13 protein-coding genes and 1 tRNA gene are annotated in these 13,281 nt (G+C 41.6%); 7 read left to right on the forward strand and 7 right to left on the reverse strand.

Annotated elements, in window-relative coordinates:
* The first annotated feature begins 58 nt into the window (after nt 1–58).
* Together BMW86_RS07785 and BMW86_RS07790 are read left to right on the forward strand one after the other, a co-directional pair.
* Complete coding sequence (locus BMW86_RS07785; RefSeq protein ID WP_177189191.1) at nt 59–1,621, forward strand: trypsin-like peptidase domain-containing protein; 1,563 nt, start codon at nt 59–61, stop codon at nt 1,619–1,621.
* A 185-nt stretch (nt 1,622–1,806) separates the two neighbouring features.
* Complete coding sequence (locus BMW86_RS07790; protein ID WP_255372866.1) at nt 1,807–2,655, forward strand: winged helix-turn-helix domain-containing protein; 849 nt, start codon at nt 1,807–1,809, stop codon at nt 2,653–2,655.
* Nucleotides 2,656–2,681: 26 nt separating this feature from the next.
* On the opposite strand, the gene BMW86_RS07795 is transcribed toward BMW86_RS07790, so the two are convergent.
* The 4 genes from BMW86_RS07795 to BMW86_RS07810 all read right to left on the reverse strand — a co-directional run bounded on the left by BMW86_RS07795 (nt 2,682) and on the right by BMW86_RS07810 (nt 5,411).
* Nucleotides 2,682–3,251 (reverse strand): Crp/Fnr family transcriptional regulator, encoded by a 570-nt coding sequence (locus BMW86_RS07795; protein ID WP_089780586.1) that lies wholly within the window; start codon nt 3,249–3,251, stop codon nt 2,682–2,684.
* A 7-nt stretch (nt 3,252–3,258) separates the two neighbouring features.
* Entirely contained in the window at nt 3,259–4,071 is an 813-nt protein-coding gene (locus tag BMW86_RS07800) for an oxidoreductase (RefSeq protein ID WP_089780589.1), read from the reverse strand.
* A 198-nt stretch (nt 4,072–4,269) separates the two neighbouring features.
* Nucleotides 4,270–4,782 (reverse strand): DinB family protein, encoded by a 513-nt coding sequence (locus BMW86_RS07805; RefSeq protein ID WP_089780591.1) that lies wholly within the window; start codon nt 4,780–4,782, stop codon nt 4,270–4,272.
* A 50-nt stretch (nt 4,783–4,832) separates the two neighbouring features.
* Nucleotides 4,833–5,411 carry a Crp/Fnr family transcriptional regulator gene (locus BMW86_RS07810; protein WP_089780593.1) on the reverse strand — a complete coding sequence of 193 codons (579 nt, stop codon included), beginning with the start codon at nt 5,409–5,411 and terminating at the stop codon, nt 4,833–4,835.
* Nucleotides 5,412–5,963: 552 nt separating this feature from the next.
* Here BMW86_RS07810 and BMW86_RS07820 point away from each other — a divergent pair.
* The 3 genes from BMW86_RS07820 to rhuM (BMW86_RS33000) all read left to right on the forward strand — a co-directional run bounded on the left by BMW86_RS07820 (nt 5,964) and on the right by rhuM (BMW86_RS33000) (nt 7,360).
* Nucleotides 5,964–6,428 (forward strand): hypothetical protein, encoded by a 465-nt coding sequence (locus BMW86_RS07820; RefSeq protein ID WP_089780597.1) that lies wholly within the window; start codon nt 5,964–5,966, stop codon nt 6,426–6,428.
* Between the two features lie 249 nt (nt 6,429–6,677).
* The gene (gene rhuM / locus BMW86_RS32995) at nt 6,678–7,022 is read left to right on the forward strand and encodes a RhuM family protein (protein WP_218149127.1); all 345 of its coding nucleotides are present in this window, start codon (nt 6,678–6,680) and stop codon (nt 7,020–7,022) included.
* Entirely contained in the window at nt 7,019–7,360 is a 342-nt protein-coding gene (rhuM, locus tag BMW86_RS33000; protein WP_218149128.1) for a RhuM family protein, read from the forward strand. The genes rhuM (BMW86_RS32995) and rhuM (BMW86_RS33000) overlap by 4 nt, the downstream gene beginning before the upstream one ends.
* Nucleotides 7,361–7,468: 108 nt before the next feature.
* Here rhuM (BMW86_RS33000) and BMW86_RS07830 read toward each other — a convergent pair.
* Nucleotides 7,469–7,543 (reverse strand) — tRNA-Pro (locus tag BMW86_RS07830).
* A 151-nt stretch (nt 7,544–7,694) separates the two neighbouring features.
* Between BMW86_RS07830 and BMW86_RS07835 the strand changes: the two genes are divergently transcribed.
* Nucleotides 7,695–10,022 carry a glycoside hydrolase family 2 TIM barrel-domain containing protein gene (locus BMW86_RS07835; protein ID WP_089780598.1) on the forward strand — a complete coding sequence of 776 codons (2,328 nt, stop codon included), beginning with the start codon at nt 7,695–7,697 and terminating at the stop codon, nt 10,020–10,022.
* On the opposite strand, the gene BMW86_RS07840 is transcribed toward BMW86_RS07835, so the two are convergent.
* The gene (locus BMW86_RS07840) at nt 10,010–10,738 is read right to left on the reverse strand and encodes a hypothetical protein (RefSeq protein WP_089780600.1); all 729 of its coding nucleotides are present in this window, start codon (nt 10,736–10,738) and stop codon (nt 10,010–10,012) included. The two genes, BMW86_RS07835 and BMW86_RS07840, sit on opposite strands and share 13 nt — an antisense overlap.
* Nucleotides 10,739–11,092: 354 nt before the next feature.
* On the opposite strand from BMW86_RS07840, the gene BMW86_RS07845 reads away from it, so the two are divergent.
* Nucleotides 11,093–12,334, forward strand: a complete 1,242-nt coding sequence (locus tag BMW86_RS07845) for a multidrug effflux MFS transporter (protein ID WP_255372867.1) — start codon at nt 11,093–11,095, stop codon at nt 12,332–12,334.
* 59 nt (nt 12,335–12,393) lie between these two features.
* Here BMW86_RS07845 and BMW86_RS07850 read toward each other — a convergent pair whose 3' ends face one another.
* Nucleotides 12,394–13,251 carry an NAD(P)-dependent oxidoreductase gene (locus BMW86_RS07850; RefSeq protein WP_089780602.1) on the reverse strand — a complete coding sequence of 286 codons (858 nt, stop codon included), beginning with the start codon at nt 13,249–13,251 and terminating at the stop codon, nt 12,394–12,396.
* Between the last annotated feature and the right edge of the window lie 30 nt (nt 13,252–13,281).

Genomic DNA, 13,281 nt, shown 5'->3' on the forward strand with positions numbered 1-13,281 from the left:
TTTGTCCCTATTCTGTTGCAGCCCGGCAGACAAATCTGCCGGGCTTTATGTTCTTTATATGAAAATATTGAAACTGCTGCTTATTACGCTTATCTTCTGTGTTGATGTTTACGGTCAGAATGCTGCTATAGAAAAAGCATACCCCGCAACTGTGCGCGTCTGGGCCTATGATACGACTACCAGACAACAAATGGGTGCCCAGTTCAGTGCAGTAGTGGTAACTCCTCAGGGCGATATCTTCACGGCGGCACATACTACCGTCCCGGGTACTACCTACAAAGTAATGTTCCCGGATGGCACAGCCACTATCGCACTGGCACTTGGCAAAATAGAGATGGCTGATGATCCGATGGTTCCTGATGTATCTATGATGAAGATTATTACTCCCGGTAACTGGCCTTATGCAGAAATTGGCTATTCCTCTTCGTTAAAGCTCCATCAACCCTGCATCAGCATTGCATACCCGGAATCGCTGAATCAACCACTACCTTGCGTACGTTTTGGTCGTATTACCAGTCTCAGGGATGACCGTGGTTTTTTACAGTCCACCTGTATCATGGAACCCGGCGACTCCGGAGGTCCGCTATTTGATTGCCTGGGGCGTGTAATCGGGATTCATAGCGCAATTGGAATACCTGAATCTGAGAATCATGAAATACCTGTAGATCTGTTCCGTAAGTACAGAACAGCATTGGGTACTGCAAAAAAATACAATGCCCTGCCGGATAACATCGATACTATCGGCCATGATCCACTGGTAGCCCCAATGCCGCAATATACGCTACCTGATGGTCTGCCTGCGGCTTGTCAGCTTATCACCAGTAAAATAAAGGATAAGGAAGAAAAGATCTACGGAACAGTATTCACCCATGGTTATATCGTAAGTAAAAGTTCGATGGTCGGCAATGAACCGGAGATTCACTTCAACGGTAAAGTTATTAAAGCAGTTGTTGTGTCCCGCAACAGGGATAAAGATCTTGTCCTGTTAAAAGTACTGGGGAAGCTGCCAGAAGGCATTACTCCGTCTAAACCAGTTTTACTGCAACGAGGTCAGTTCCTGATAAGTACAAACATGGATACTGCTAACACTATCAGCATAGTGGGATCATTATTACTGGACCTGCCAAAGATCAGTAGTACAGGCTTTCCAGGGGCATCCATTGCATATAAAGATGGTCCGTTGCTGCTTACCTTCGTCCGCAGGAACTCTCCTGCTGCTGAGAATAATCTTAAGGAAGGTGATGAGTTGATCAGTATAAATGGGGTTACCATTGACAAAGCAGAGAAGTACTATGCTGAGTTACAAAAGTACTGGCCGGATGACACAATTACCGTACAACTCAAACGACAGGGCACTCTCTATACTAAACAGATCGTGTTAGCATGGAAACCAGTTATAGCAGCTACTCACCCTGCTGAGATGTTTCCGGGAGGTAAAAGCATGCGTAGAGATGGATTTACAGGCGTGTTTGTACATGATGCTGTATTGACACCAAACCGCTGCGGTGGACCTGTATTTGATATGGCAGGGAACTTCAGGGGGATTAATATCGCCAGGTATAGTCGTACGGCTACGATAGTGATGCCTGCGGATATTGTATATGAGTTTCTGAAGAAATAAGCAGCTTCCGGAGCCGGAAAAACCTTTCTTTTATTTTTCATATCCTATCAAATTGATTCAGTGAAATTACTTTGATATCTTTCAGCGCGGGGAATCTGGATTGTAAATAAAAATGTAACCTTTGTAAATAAAAGTTTGACACTATGCATCTTAGTCGAAATTTCCTCTCCGAAAAACGCAAATACATGTTCGCATTGATACTACTCTTGTTTATCTCTGTAATCTGTGTGGCTTTCAGTATGGGGTATAGTGACGATTTTGATATATCCAGAAGGGAAGTTTTACTCCGCAGGATCGGACATGAAGTACTCTTACAGTCAGGCGACAGTACATCAAGGGTGCTCCCGGTAAAAAAGATCGCTGAAAATGAATACCAAATCAGGTTTGAGAATGATCTTACTTTTCAACCGGGCTCCCTGGTGAATACTACCCGGCGTTTGTTGGCCCAAGACCCTCTCGCAAGTGATTATGTAGTTAATGTTCTGAATTGTGGCAACTCCAGTGTAGCCTATGGATACGCTATATCCAAAAATAAAAAAGATGATATTGTAGCTTGTAGAGGAAGGGTGCAACCCAGAGCATGTTACATGATCAACATTAAATTCAAGCCGATAGGAATAAATACAGCAAAGAACAGATATTTGCTGGGCAGCCTGCCATTTTTAGCATTTGTTGGTTTCATTTTTTTGAGATCTGCTAAGCCAAGGAGAACCTTACCTAAAGGTCAGGGTACCAAGGTATTCACTTTTGGCTCGGTCTTGTTTGATGCGGAGAAGCGGCAGCTGACAATAAATAAAGAGACCATAGACCTGACTGGAACTGAAACACGTCTACTGCTCATTTTCGCGTTGTCTCCTAACGAGACTATAGAGAGAAGCCGGTTGCAAAAAGAGATATGGGAAGATGAAGGTGTTATTGTGGGGCGTAGCCTGGATATGTTCATATCAAAACTTAGAAAAAAACTGGAATTTGATCCGAATAGCAAAATTGTTGTTATACGTGGCAAAGGCTATAAGCTTGAAATTAGCTCTTAAGAAGAATCTTCCCGCCCAAAACTGATTTAGCGAATATTTCTTCTTACTCTGCTCAGTGATGATTGGGTAACGCCTAAATAAGAAGCCAGATAAGATAATGGTATTCTGTTTACCAACATGGGGAAATTATTCAAAAACATCAGATAACGTTCAGTTGCATCCTCTGTCATCATTGGGCTGATTCTATTTACTTTTTCTGCCAGGGCTTTAACAGTTATTTTAGCAATAATTGCGTCCCAACCGATAATCGTCATCGATAATTCTTCCATTGCCCTCTTTGCGAATACAATGTATTCGCAATCTGTTACAGCCTGTATATATTCAGTAGATGGTATTCCCTGGTTATAACTGTTTACATCCGCAACAAAGTTATTTTCGTCAATGAAATATTTAGTAATCTCATCACCTTTATTATTGTAGTAGACAATCCTCATAATCCCTTCTGTTAAGAAGATAATTTCACGGGGTATTTTTCCGGCTTCCTGATAATGTTCATCCTTTTTAATTGTCTTAATTATAGCTTTGCTTTTTATCAGCTCTACCTGTTGCTGATTTAAATGCCCAAACTGTAATAAATAATTGATAAGTTTTTCCATAACCCTTCTATTTCATTTGGCTCATTACCATCTTGTCGAACATTTTATCCGATAATATTTTTCTAAGGTACAACATTGGCTTTGCCATAGTGCCTCCGATATATCTTGTTTTTGGGTGTTTCGCTTCAATTCCTTTTTTAATAAGTCTGGCAATCACAATTGGTTCAGCCGAATTCTTTTCCATATTAGTATATGCCTTTTGTACGTTGTTTGCCAGTTTACTGTACACTGTATCTCCGGAAACACGCATCATATCTTTAGCCCCAATCGACATCATTTCAGATTTTGTACCACCGGGCTCTATTACAATTACGTCAATTCCAAATTGTCTTACTTCATTACGAAGCGAATCGCTCAAACCTTCTATGGCAAATTTACCTGCATGGTACCAAACACCCATTGGTAAACCAACTTTACCGCCAACAGACGAGATGTTGACAATTTTTCCGTATATGTTTTTCCGCATTTGGGGCAATACCAGTTGTATTAATCTTGCTACACCAAACAGATTTATTTCCAGTTGATTTTTTGCTTCTGCTATGGGCACGTCTTCGAGAGCACCATATGAGCCCAATCCGGCGTTGTTAACCAAAACATCTATGCTACCTGCTTCTTTTAAAATTTGTTCAACACAAGCTACAATACTTCCATCTTTAGAAATATCCAGCATAATTGGTTTGATTCCATATTCCTTTAATGACTGCATCATTTCCATCCGGCGAGCACCACCATAAACATTGTAGCCATTTTGTGCCAGATAAATTGCCGTTGCTTTACCAATTCCTGAGGAAGCACCTGTAACCAAAACTGTTTTTGCCATTCTCTTAATTTTTATACAAAAGTACTTTTGACAGACCTCGAACCACTTGCCATTTGGCAAATAATGGAATTACCTTACTAAGTTCATAGCTGAGCAACTAGAACCTGAATACGGAAGCGGCTTTCCCAGAAGGCAGGTGGAGTTAATCCGACATTTCCATTAAAAGGTTGTCGACGCTTCCTATATACACAGTCTTATTTATATCGCAAACTCAAGCCGGCCGTTTATGCTCCTTTTGAGCATTGCCAGCTGTCCGCAATGCCACATGGCATGTTTGATATTCCAGTCAATCGCATCCAGCTTACTGTGGGCTATGGGGTGTCGAGGTGTAACAGGCTCCAGCGGTGCCCTCAATTGTTTCTCCGATAGCGTTTCGATGATACCTATCGACTTTCTCTCTATGATCGCGAGGTGCTGCCGAAGCATTGCAGCTGACACCTTTCCGACGGTATTCGCTGGTGTTCCTTTCGTAAACAGTTCTCCATATTCTTTTAGAGGAACCTCCCTCAGCACGTCCATCTGGTGACCAGCAATGACCATAATGGAATGATAGTAATAACTAACTAACAGGTGACCTGCCTGCCAGGTAACATTCGAATCAATGCCATCAGGAATATGGTCCCACTGGTCCAATGGTATACCATCTATGAGCCGGTTCGCCCATTCGTAAGCGTTTTGAGTTTGGCTAAGCAGCAACTGATGATAATGCATGTTTTTTTCTCAAAAATAGCCTCCGTCTGCTGCATATTGATTGATCTGAATCAAGAACCAGGTTCAAGCGAGATCTTTTTTCTGATCCTACTGATGGTTTCAGGTGTGACGTTCAGGTAAGACGCCAGTAAATACTGGGGGATACGACTTGCCAGATCCTGCCGATCCTCAATTAAGTGCTTATAGCGCTGGTAAGGCGTATCCAGTAACAAGGACTTTACCTTGTCATGCATTTTTAGAAATAAATATTCGTTCATCTTCCGACTCATGGTTTCCACGAAGGGATACTGCCCACCCAATTCATCAAGCTTCGTGCGCTCAATGACATAAACAGTTGTATCCTCCATGCAGATGATTTGTTTGTCCGAAGCGGTCCGGGTCACATAACTATAATAATCGGAGATAAAACTATTTTCAAATGCGAACTCAAAGACGATATCTACGCCATCTTTATCGAAAACACATTTCATCAGTCCCGTTTCAATTAAACCAATGGTATGGCATACCCTTCCCCGTTCAATGAAAACATCATTTTTCTGTAACTCAACTTTCCTGAAATGCGATAAAAAAGCATCTGCATCCTCCTTCATGATGTCAAAAAAATACATCAGACTTTCGATGATTACCATATCTGTAAAAGTAGGTAATAATTAAGTACAACAATGCCGGCGAACACCTGGTTAACTGCATCCTATTTGATTCACATGAGATTCTAAATATTCCGGATCAAACTGATCATGTATTCTTCCTGGAAAAGTCAAATAAAAGAAAGGGATTATACAGAATACCGCTATTCTTTATCCTTAATTATCAGAAAATGAACAACGGTCTTATATAATTGCGTACAGCCCTGGTTGAACGTATGTCCTGCTAATGAAGATATGGGTGGATGGAGCAGGTAGTATGAATTATAGTTCGAACCTGGAAAACTACCTTAATTCTGCTAAGAAAAACGAATACAAAAAAATGGTTTTTCTGAATAGCATTCAGAAAACACATTTTAAATTTCATGTAATAATAAAAGCCTTCAAATCTAATGACTTGAAGGCTTTTAATTTTTCGGTCGGGATGAGCGGCCAGATTTCGAACTTATTTTGGGAAGATTTGATGAAAATTGGAATTCTTTAACTAAATGAGGATATTGCCTGGTGTAGTTAACATAAAGTTTATTAACAAATAAAATGTTAGACCAAACAAACGATTTCAAATGGAAAATATTTAAAAATGGCATTAGATGTTTTGCCATTGTAAATATTGATGTATTGCCCAATTTATCCGGCCAGAATGAAATAAAAGAATACTATTCCGGAAAAGGTTTTTTTAGTCAGGGTTACATAGAAGAAGTTCCCGAAGTGGGATATCAATCCTGGAAGCTTGCAGCAATAAAGGGGCTGGAATTTGCCTTTTCATTAGTTGAGACAAATTGGACTGTACAGATAAATAAAATAGGGGGGCGTGCACTTATTGATACAAACCCAACTGTAGCAGGTTATACAATAATGATGGCATTCCTTGATAAAATAGGATTCCATCTGGATATTAAGCAGATTGATATATTTGAAGATTTTGTTTTAAAAAGCTGGAGCAAACCATATAAAGAACTCATCCCTGACTTTTTGAACCTGACATATGCAGAATATAAATGAACCTCAAAATTCTATATAAACCAACAATTCAGCTTGAGCCGATTTGATCATAAATGAAGTTTAAGAATACATGGATTAAATTTGCAGGACAATATAAAATGAAAAGGAAGACAAATTGGTCTCCTTCCTTTTGTTTTCGGTCAGGGCGATTGGGTACGTTCCGAAGATCTTCATAATAGATTTGGTTCAAATTCAAGAGATTGCTAAATTGTTGAGGTGGAAAAATAATAGTTTCACGTTACATCAATTATGTCTACATCAGAATCATCAGATATAATATTTTACAGTAGCCCTCAGGGCGATGTAAAAATTGAAGTTGTTTTTAACGATGAAACATTCTGGCTTACGCAAAAGAAAATGGGAGAACTATTTGCAGTTGAGAGCCATACAATCAATTACCATCTTAAAGAAATTTATAAAAGTGATGAATTACAGGAAGATTCAACTACTCGAAAAATTCGAGTAGTTCAAAAAGAAGGGAACCGTGATGTAAACAGAATATTGGATTTTTACAATCTGGATGCAATAATAGCAGTTGGTTATCGGGTAAATAATTACAGACATTCAGGAACTCCCCCAATGGCAAAGTGTTGAAGAGCGATATAGGAATCGCTAAAAACTATCTTATTGAAAAAGAAATCAAAGAGCTTGAACGGATTGTCACTATGTATTTAGACTACGCTGAAAATCAAGCAGCACGACAATTACCTATGAAAATGGTAGACTGGATCCAAAAGTTAGATGCCTTTTTACAATTTAATGAATACCAAATATTAAAAGATGCAGGGAAAGTAAGCCATGATGTGGCAGTAAAACTAGCAGAAAATGAATATGAAAAATTCCGAATAGTGCAAGACAGGAATTATGAGAGTGACTTTGACAAAGAGTTTAAAAAGCTTATCAACAAATCACCTAACCGTAAAAAAGAATAACTTTTCAACTTGATCCCTTAATCCGAGAACAGATATAACACATTCAAATTTTACTATAATTAAAAAGCCTTCAAATCTAATGATTTGAAGGCTTTTTAATTTGTTCGGTCGGGGCGGCAAGATTCGAACTTGCGACCTCCTGCTCCCAAAGCAGGCGCGATAACCGGGCTACGCTACGCCCCGAACCCGTATACCATCTTTCGATGTTGGGATTGCAAAAGTAGAACTTTTCTGGAATATTCCAAAAGTCTTTCAAAAAAACATTCAAAACAACGGCAAAAAAGTTATTACATTTATCTCCTGACACAGCCATAGCAGAGAAAAGAAAGTGAATATGAAGATCAATAAAATATTTTTTCTCAGTTGCCTGCTTACCAGCTTCAACACATTCGCTCAAACAAAACTGTTTGACGATAACTGGAAATTCCTGAAAGAAAAAGACAGTATCTCCGGCGCTGAACAACCAAACTTCCCAGACAAAAACTGGCGGACAATACATCTCCCCCACGATTGGGCCATCGAAGACCTGCCCAATCAAAACGACAGCACCATCATCGGTCCCTTCTATAAATATAGCCCCGCCACAGAACAAGGTGGATACGTAGTAGGCGGTACCGCCTGGTACAGAAAAACCTTTATACTCAAAAACCAGAAAGAAACAAGTATACGGTTCGATGGCGTATACATGGACAGCGATGTATGGTTGAACGGTCATCACCTGGGTAATCACCCTTACGGCTATACACCGTTTACCTACGAGCTCACTCCTTACCTCGCCCCCGCCGGTAAAACAAACGTACTCGCCGTAAGAGTGAAAAACATTGGTGCCAATACCCGCTGGTATAGTGGTGCAGGTATCTATCGCCATGTATATCTCATCAACAGGCCCAAAATACACCTGGGAGAAATCTTCGTCACCACTCCGGTAGTGAATAAAGAAAAAGCTACCATACAGATAACAGAATCCAGCAATGCAGCAATCAACGTACGTATAATAGATTCAACAGGTAAAGTGGTGGCAGAAGGAAAACAAACTTCCATCAATAACCCATTACTCTGGTCACCAGCACACCCATACCTCTACAAAGCTGAAATAAGCCTCATTAACGCAGGCAAAGTAACTGACCAGGTAGTTATACCCATAGGCATCAGAAACATTCATATAGACGCCGAAACGGGCCTTACTATCAACGGAGAAAGGACATTGCTCAAAGGTGGTTGTGTACATCATGATAACGGATTATTAGGTGCTGCCGCATTCGACCGTGCAGAAGAAAGAAAAGTAGAACTGCTGAAAGCAGCAGGCTTCAATGCCATCCGTACCAGTCACAACCCTCCCTCAGAGAAATTCCTTGAAACCTGCGACCGCCTCGGTATGCTGGTAATAGATGAAGCCTTCGATACGTGGTTCGAGAAAAAGAACCCCCAGGACTATCACCGCTTCTTCCCCGACTGGTGGCAACGCGATCTCGAATCCATGATACTGAGAGACCGTAATCACCCGTCCGTTATCATGTGGAGCATCGGTAATGAAATACCCGAACGCGCGGATAGCCTCGCCATCACCAGGCAATTAGTAAACACCATAAAAAAACTGGATAACACCCGTCCCATCACCGAAGCCGAAAACAGTTTCTGGGAACGCCCCTACAAATGGGAAGCCACCGACAAATCCTTCGCTCTACTGGACGTTGCCGGTTACAATTACCAATGGAGCCGCTATGCGGTAGACCAGAGACGCGTTCCCGGGCGCATCGTCTTCGGCTCAGAAACAGTGCCTTCTGAACTATACGAGGCCTGGACACAGGTACAGGGCCTCCCCTACGTTATCGGCGACTTCGTATGGACTGCCATGGACTACCTCGGCGAAGCCGGAATCGGTCACAGCATCTATGCGACCAAAGAATCACAGCGCCTCTCCTTCCCCTGGTTCAATGCCTACTGCGGAGATATCGACCTCATAGGGAATAAAAAAACACAATCCCTCTACCGCGATGTGGTATGGAATAACAGCCCCATCGAAGTAGTTGTACACACCCCAAAACCGCCAGGTACCAAAGAAATCGTAAGCTGGTGGGGATGGCCGGACGAATCACCTTCATGGACATGGCCCGGTTATATAGACACCCTCATGCACCTCAGGGTATTCACCCGCAGTAAAGCTGTAAAACTGGATCTCAACGGAGCCACACTGGCTATCAAAGAAGTGCCGGACAGTACACCGCTTACTGTAACATTCGATGTGCCTTATGCACCCGGCATGTTAGCAGTCTTTGCCATGAAAAACGGGAAAGAAGTAGGGGTTAAAACATTGGTCACCGCCAGCAAACCAGCGGCTATCCGTCTCAAAGCAGACCGTAAAACAATTGATCTTCAAGATCTGGCCTACGTTAACATAGAAATCATCGATGCGCAGGACAATGTAGTACCTAACGCAGATATCCCCTTACAACTGGAAATAAGCGGACAAGGGACACTTGCCGGTGCTGGCAGCGCCTGCCCAAACAGACCTGCAAGTTTTCAGCAACCTGCCTGTACTACATTTAAAGGAAAAGCATTAGCAATATTAAGGTCAAACGACAATAAAGGAATAATCAAACTAAAAGTAAAAGCAGATGGTTTAAAATCAGCCGAAGTAATTATAAAAAGTCAGCGCCTGTAGTAATACTCCAGGTGCTGATAATATTTTCCATCCTGATAATATTGCACCATTTTTTTCAACCCATTCTCATCAAAGATGGTCACTTCTCTTTTTACAGGCACTCCAAAAAACACTTTCTCTGCGCCTTTTATCTGAGAGATCAAAATTCCATTTTTATAAGTAAACTCCCCTTCATCAGAAGTCTGTACAATCAATTCCCCCCTTGTTACCTTCTTTCCATGATCCTGATACTCCGTTTTTTCTATCAGCACCGTATCCTTATACATCTCTTCTGTTGCCAACTGCCCTTTAGTATCATATGTTCGCAGAACATATATATCCTTACCAATATCTACACTGTTTTTCCCATAACGAATCTCCTTATCTGTTATTACCTCACCATTATTATTCCGGTATGCCTTTTCAAATATCACCCTGTTTTGTTCATCATAACCAATTGAATCAGTTAACCAGGGCTGACCGGCCACATCATAACTCACAGATTTCACCAGCTTTCCCGCACCATTATAAGTATATCGTTTATCCTCATAATCATTCTCTTTAAACAGATTATAATCACGACGAAAAATCAGCATCCCATTTTCGTTGTATACACAGCTATCAACTAACTGCTTAGTATCATTTGAATGATGAAACAGCCATGAAACAGAAGACTTAAACTGTTGCCCATAGGAGAACAAGGGCAATAACAGCACCAACAGGTAAATATTTTTCATAGGACTACGAAGATAAACAAACTTCCTTTTGCTTACCTTTAATAGAGCTTAGTGAAGAAATGAATAATAATGAGAATGTATCCGACCAACCGGATGAAGGGAAAAAATCTGAGATCTCTTATAAAAGAGGGCCAGACCTATATACCAGAATTGATATCCGGAAACGTTTCCGTCAAGGAATGCCATGACTTACAGGAGCCATTAAGAAAAATCAAAATCTTCTCTGATATTCTTCAAACAAGAAGTTTCACTAAAAAACACTTAGGTAAATTCTGTAGATAGAATGAAACTACAGATCTAAATGCTATTAAGTTTTTTTATACTGATCCCTACACACAGATAGATAATACGACTATGCAAGAAGAAATGCCAACTAAGAAATACTTCTTTTTAATTTTGATTTTAGGGACACTCACCGCACTGGGGCCCTTTTCGATTGACATGTACCTGCCAGGATTCGAGGCGATTGCCCTGGACCTGCACACGACATCCGTCAAAGTAGGATTTTCCCTGTCAAGCTATTTCATCGGGATTTCCGCCGGACAACTGCTCTACGGCCCGCTATTGGATCGTTTTGGCAGAAAGAAACCGCTGTACATAGGACTAACACTATACATCCTTGCCTCCATAGGCTGTATTACGGCAAGAACGCTTGATGCACTGGTAGTACTTCGTTTCTTCCAGGCAATAGGCAGTTGCGCAGCAGCTGTTGCTTCTGTAGCCATGGTACGCGACCTCTTCCCGGTAAAAGACTCAGCTAAGGTATTTTCCCTGTTAATGCTGGTAGTAGGCGCCTCTCCCATGATAGCACCTACAGTTGGCGGATACGTAACTACCGCTTTCGGCTGGCAGACAGTATTCATCATCCTGGCGGGAATGGGTATATTAATCTTACTGGCCTGTATCTTTTTCCTGCCGGAAAGTTATCACCCGGATGTAAACATGTCTTTAAAGCCCGGCCCCATTATAATGAACTTCCTTGCGGTGATCCGCGAGCCACAGTTTTACACCTACGCATTAACAGGTGCCCTGGCTTTCTCTGGTTTATTTGCCTATGTATCAGGTTCCCCTGTCATGTTCATGGATATCTTCCACCTGAGCAAAAACGCATATGGCTGGATCTTCGCGGGTTTATCTGTAGGCTTCATTGGTTCCAGTCAGTTAAACAGCCTGTTATTACGCAGGTATAGCAGCAATCAGATCATCATTGTAGGCCTCATCTGCCAGGCTATCACAGGCATCATCTTCCTGATAGGGACTTATTTAAACTGGTACGGATTGCCTGCTACCATCGTCATGTTGTTCCTCTTCCTGTGTTGTCTTGGCTTTGTCAATCCAAATGCCTCTGCCCTGTCAATAGCGCCTTTTAAAAAGAATGCCGGTAGTGCTGCGGCCCTGATGGGTGCATTGCAAATGAGTATTGGCGCCCTGGCATCTGTAGGAGTAAGTCTGTTTAATACCAATACAGCCCTTCCTATGGTCAGCATTATGGCAGGATCTGCCATATTGGGAGTCTTAACGCTTGTAATCGGGCGTAAACAGATAGGACATCCTGTAGTTATGCAGAAAGAAAGAGAGAGCGTTGTTGTACATTAAAAAAGAAAGTACTTCTCTACAAACATAAGGCTCCTAACGGAGCCTTTTTACTTTTGATATTATAATGATTTGATGATCGCCATCATATCTTCATTTCCCAATCCCTTTCGTAAAGCCTCCTGAAGACTGTCTGCCAGCGCATTACCCAAAGGCGTATTTAACCCTTGTTCCTTTGCCAGCCGGATATCCTTATTCAGAAGATTTAATGAAAAAGCAGGTGAGAAGCGATTCGCAATGATACCCGGAGATTTTACTTTTGTCACCCCACTGCTAATCGCACTACTATTAATAATCGGCAACAATACTTCAGGAGTTATCCCGTTTTTCCGTGCAAAGACCACAGCTTCCGCCAATGCCTGTACAGTAAGACCTAAGAATGTATTAACAGCCAGCTTCGCATAATTACCGCTTCCATTTTCTCCCACGAGACGGGCAGTTTTTCCCAGGCTATCGAATATCGGTTTAGCCTTTTCGAAGTCGTCTTCATGTCCTCCGGCCATGATAATCAGCTGTGCATCTTCTGCCGGTTTCACACTTCCGGAAACAGGAGCATCCAGGTAGCCAATACCTTTTTCCCGGCACAAAGCAGCTATCTGTTTAGTGGTATCAGGAGAAACAGTACTCATATCTATCGCCAGCAGATTAGCAGGAATATTCCCGGATAACAATCCGTCGGGCGACTGATAAATAGCTTTTAACGCATTATCATCAGCTACCATCGTAATGATGAAATCAACATTCTCAATTAGTTCCCGTGGAGTAGTGACTACACGTACACCCGTTTCAACCTTTAATGAATTTGCTTTCGCAACAGTACGGTTATACACTGTAACATCAAATCCTGCACGCACAAGATTCTTAACCATGGGAATACCCATGTTGCCTAATCCGGCCCAACCTATTCTGATCGTATTCATGAATTAAATTTATGACGCTTTCGTCAGTTA

Source organism: Chitinophaga sp. YR573, from assembly GCF_900110995.1.
Lineage (GTDB): Bacteria > Bacteroidota > Bacteroidia > Chitinophagales > Chitinophagaceae > Chitinophaga.

Bases quoted from the DNA above. Each gene is read 5' to 3' on its own strand.
- BMW86_RS07785 (WP_177189191.1), top strand. From the start codon at position 59: ATGAAAATATTGAAACTGCTGCTTATTACGCTTATCTTCTGTGTTGAT.
- BMW86_RS07790 (WP_255372866.1), top strand. From the start codon at position 1,807: ATGTTCGCATTGATACTACTCTTGTTTATCTCTGTAATCTGTGTGGCT.
- BMW86_RS07795 (WP_089780586.1), bottom strand. From the start codon at position 3,251: ATGGAAAAACTTATCAATTATTTATTACAGTTTGGGCATTTAAATCAG.
- BMW86_RS07800 (WP_089780589.1), bottom strand. From the start codon at position 4,071: ATGGCAAAAACAGTTTTGGTTACAGGTGCTTCCTCAGGAATTGGTAAA.
- BMW86_RS07805 (WP_089780591.1), bottom strand. From the start codon at position 4,782: ATGCATTATCATCAGTTGCTGCTTAGCCAAACTCAAAACGCTTACGAA.
- BMW86_RS07810 (WP_089780593.1), bottom strand. From the start codon at position 5,411: ATGGTAATCATCGAAAGTCTGATGTATTTTTTTGACATCATGAAGGAG.
- BMW86_RS07820 (WP_089780597.1), top strand. From the start codon at position 5,964: ATGTTAGACCAAACAAACGATTTCAAATGGAAAATATTTAAAAATGGC.
- rhuM (WP_218149127.1), top strand. From the start codon at position 6,678: ATGTCTACATCAGAATCATCAGATATAATATTTTACAGTAGCCCTCAG.
- BMW86_RS07835 (WP_089780598.1), top strand. From the start codon at position 7,695: ATGAAGATCAATAAAATATTTTTTCTCAGTTGCCTGCTTACCAGCTTC.
- BMW86_RS07840 (WP_089780600.1), bottom strand. From the start codon at position 10,738: ATGAAAAATATTTACCTGTTGGTGCTGTTATTGCCCTTGTTCTCCTAT.
- BMW86_RS07845 (WP_255372867.1), top strand. From the start codon at position 11,093: ATGCAAGAAGAAATGCCAACTAAGAAATACTTCTTTTTAATTTTGATT.
- BMW86_RS07850 (WP_089780602.1), bottom strand. From the start codon at position 13,251: ATGAATACGATCAGAATAGGTTGGGCCGGATTAGGCAACATGGGTATT.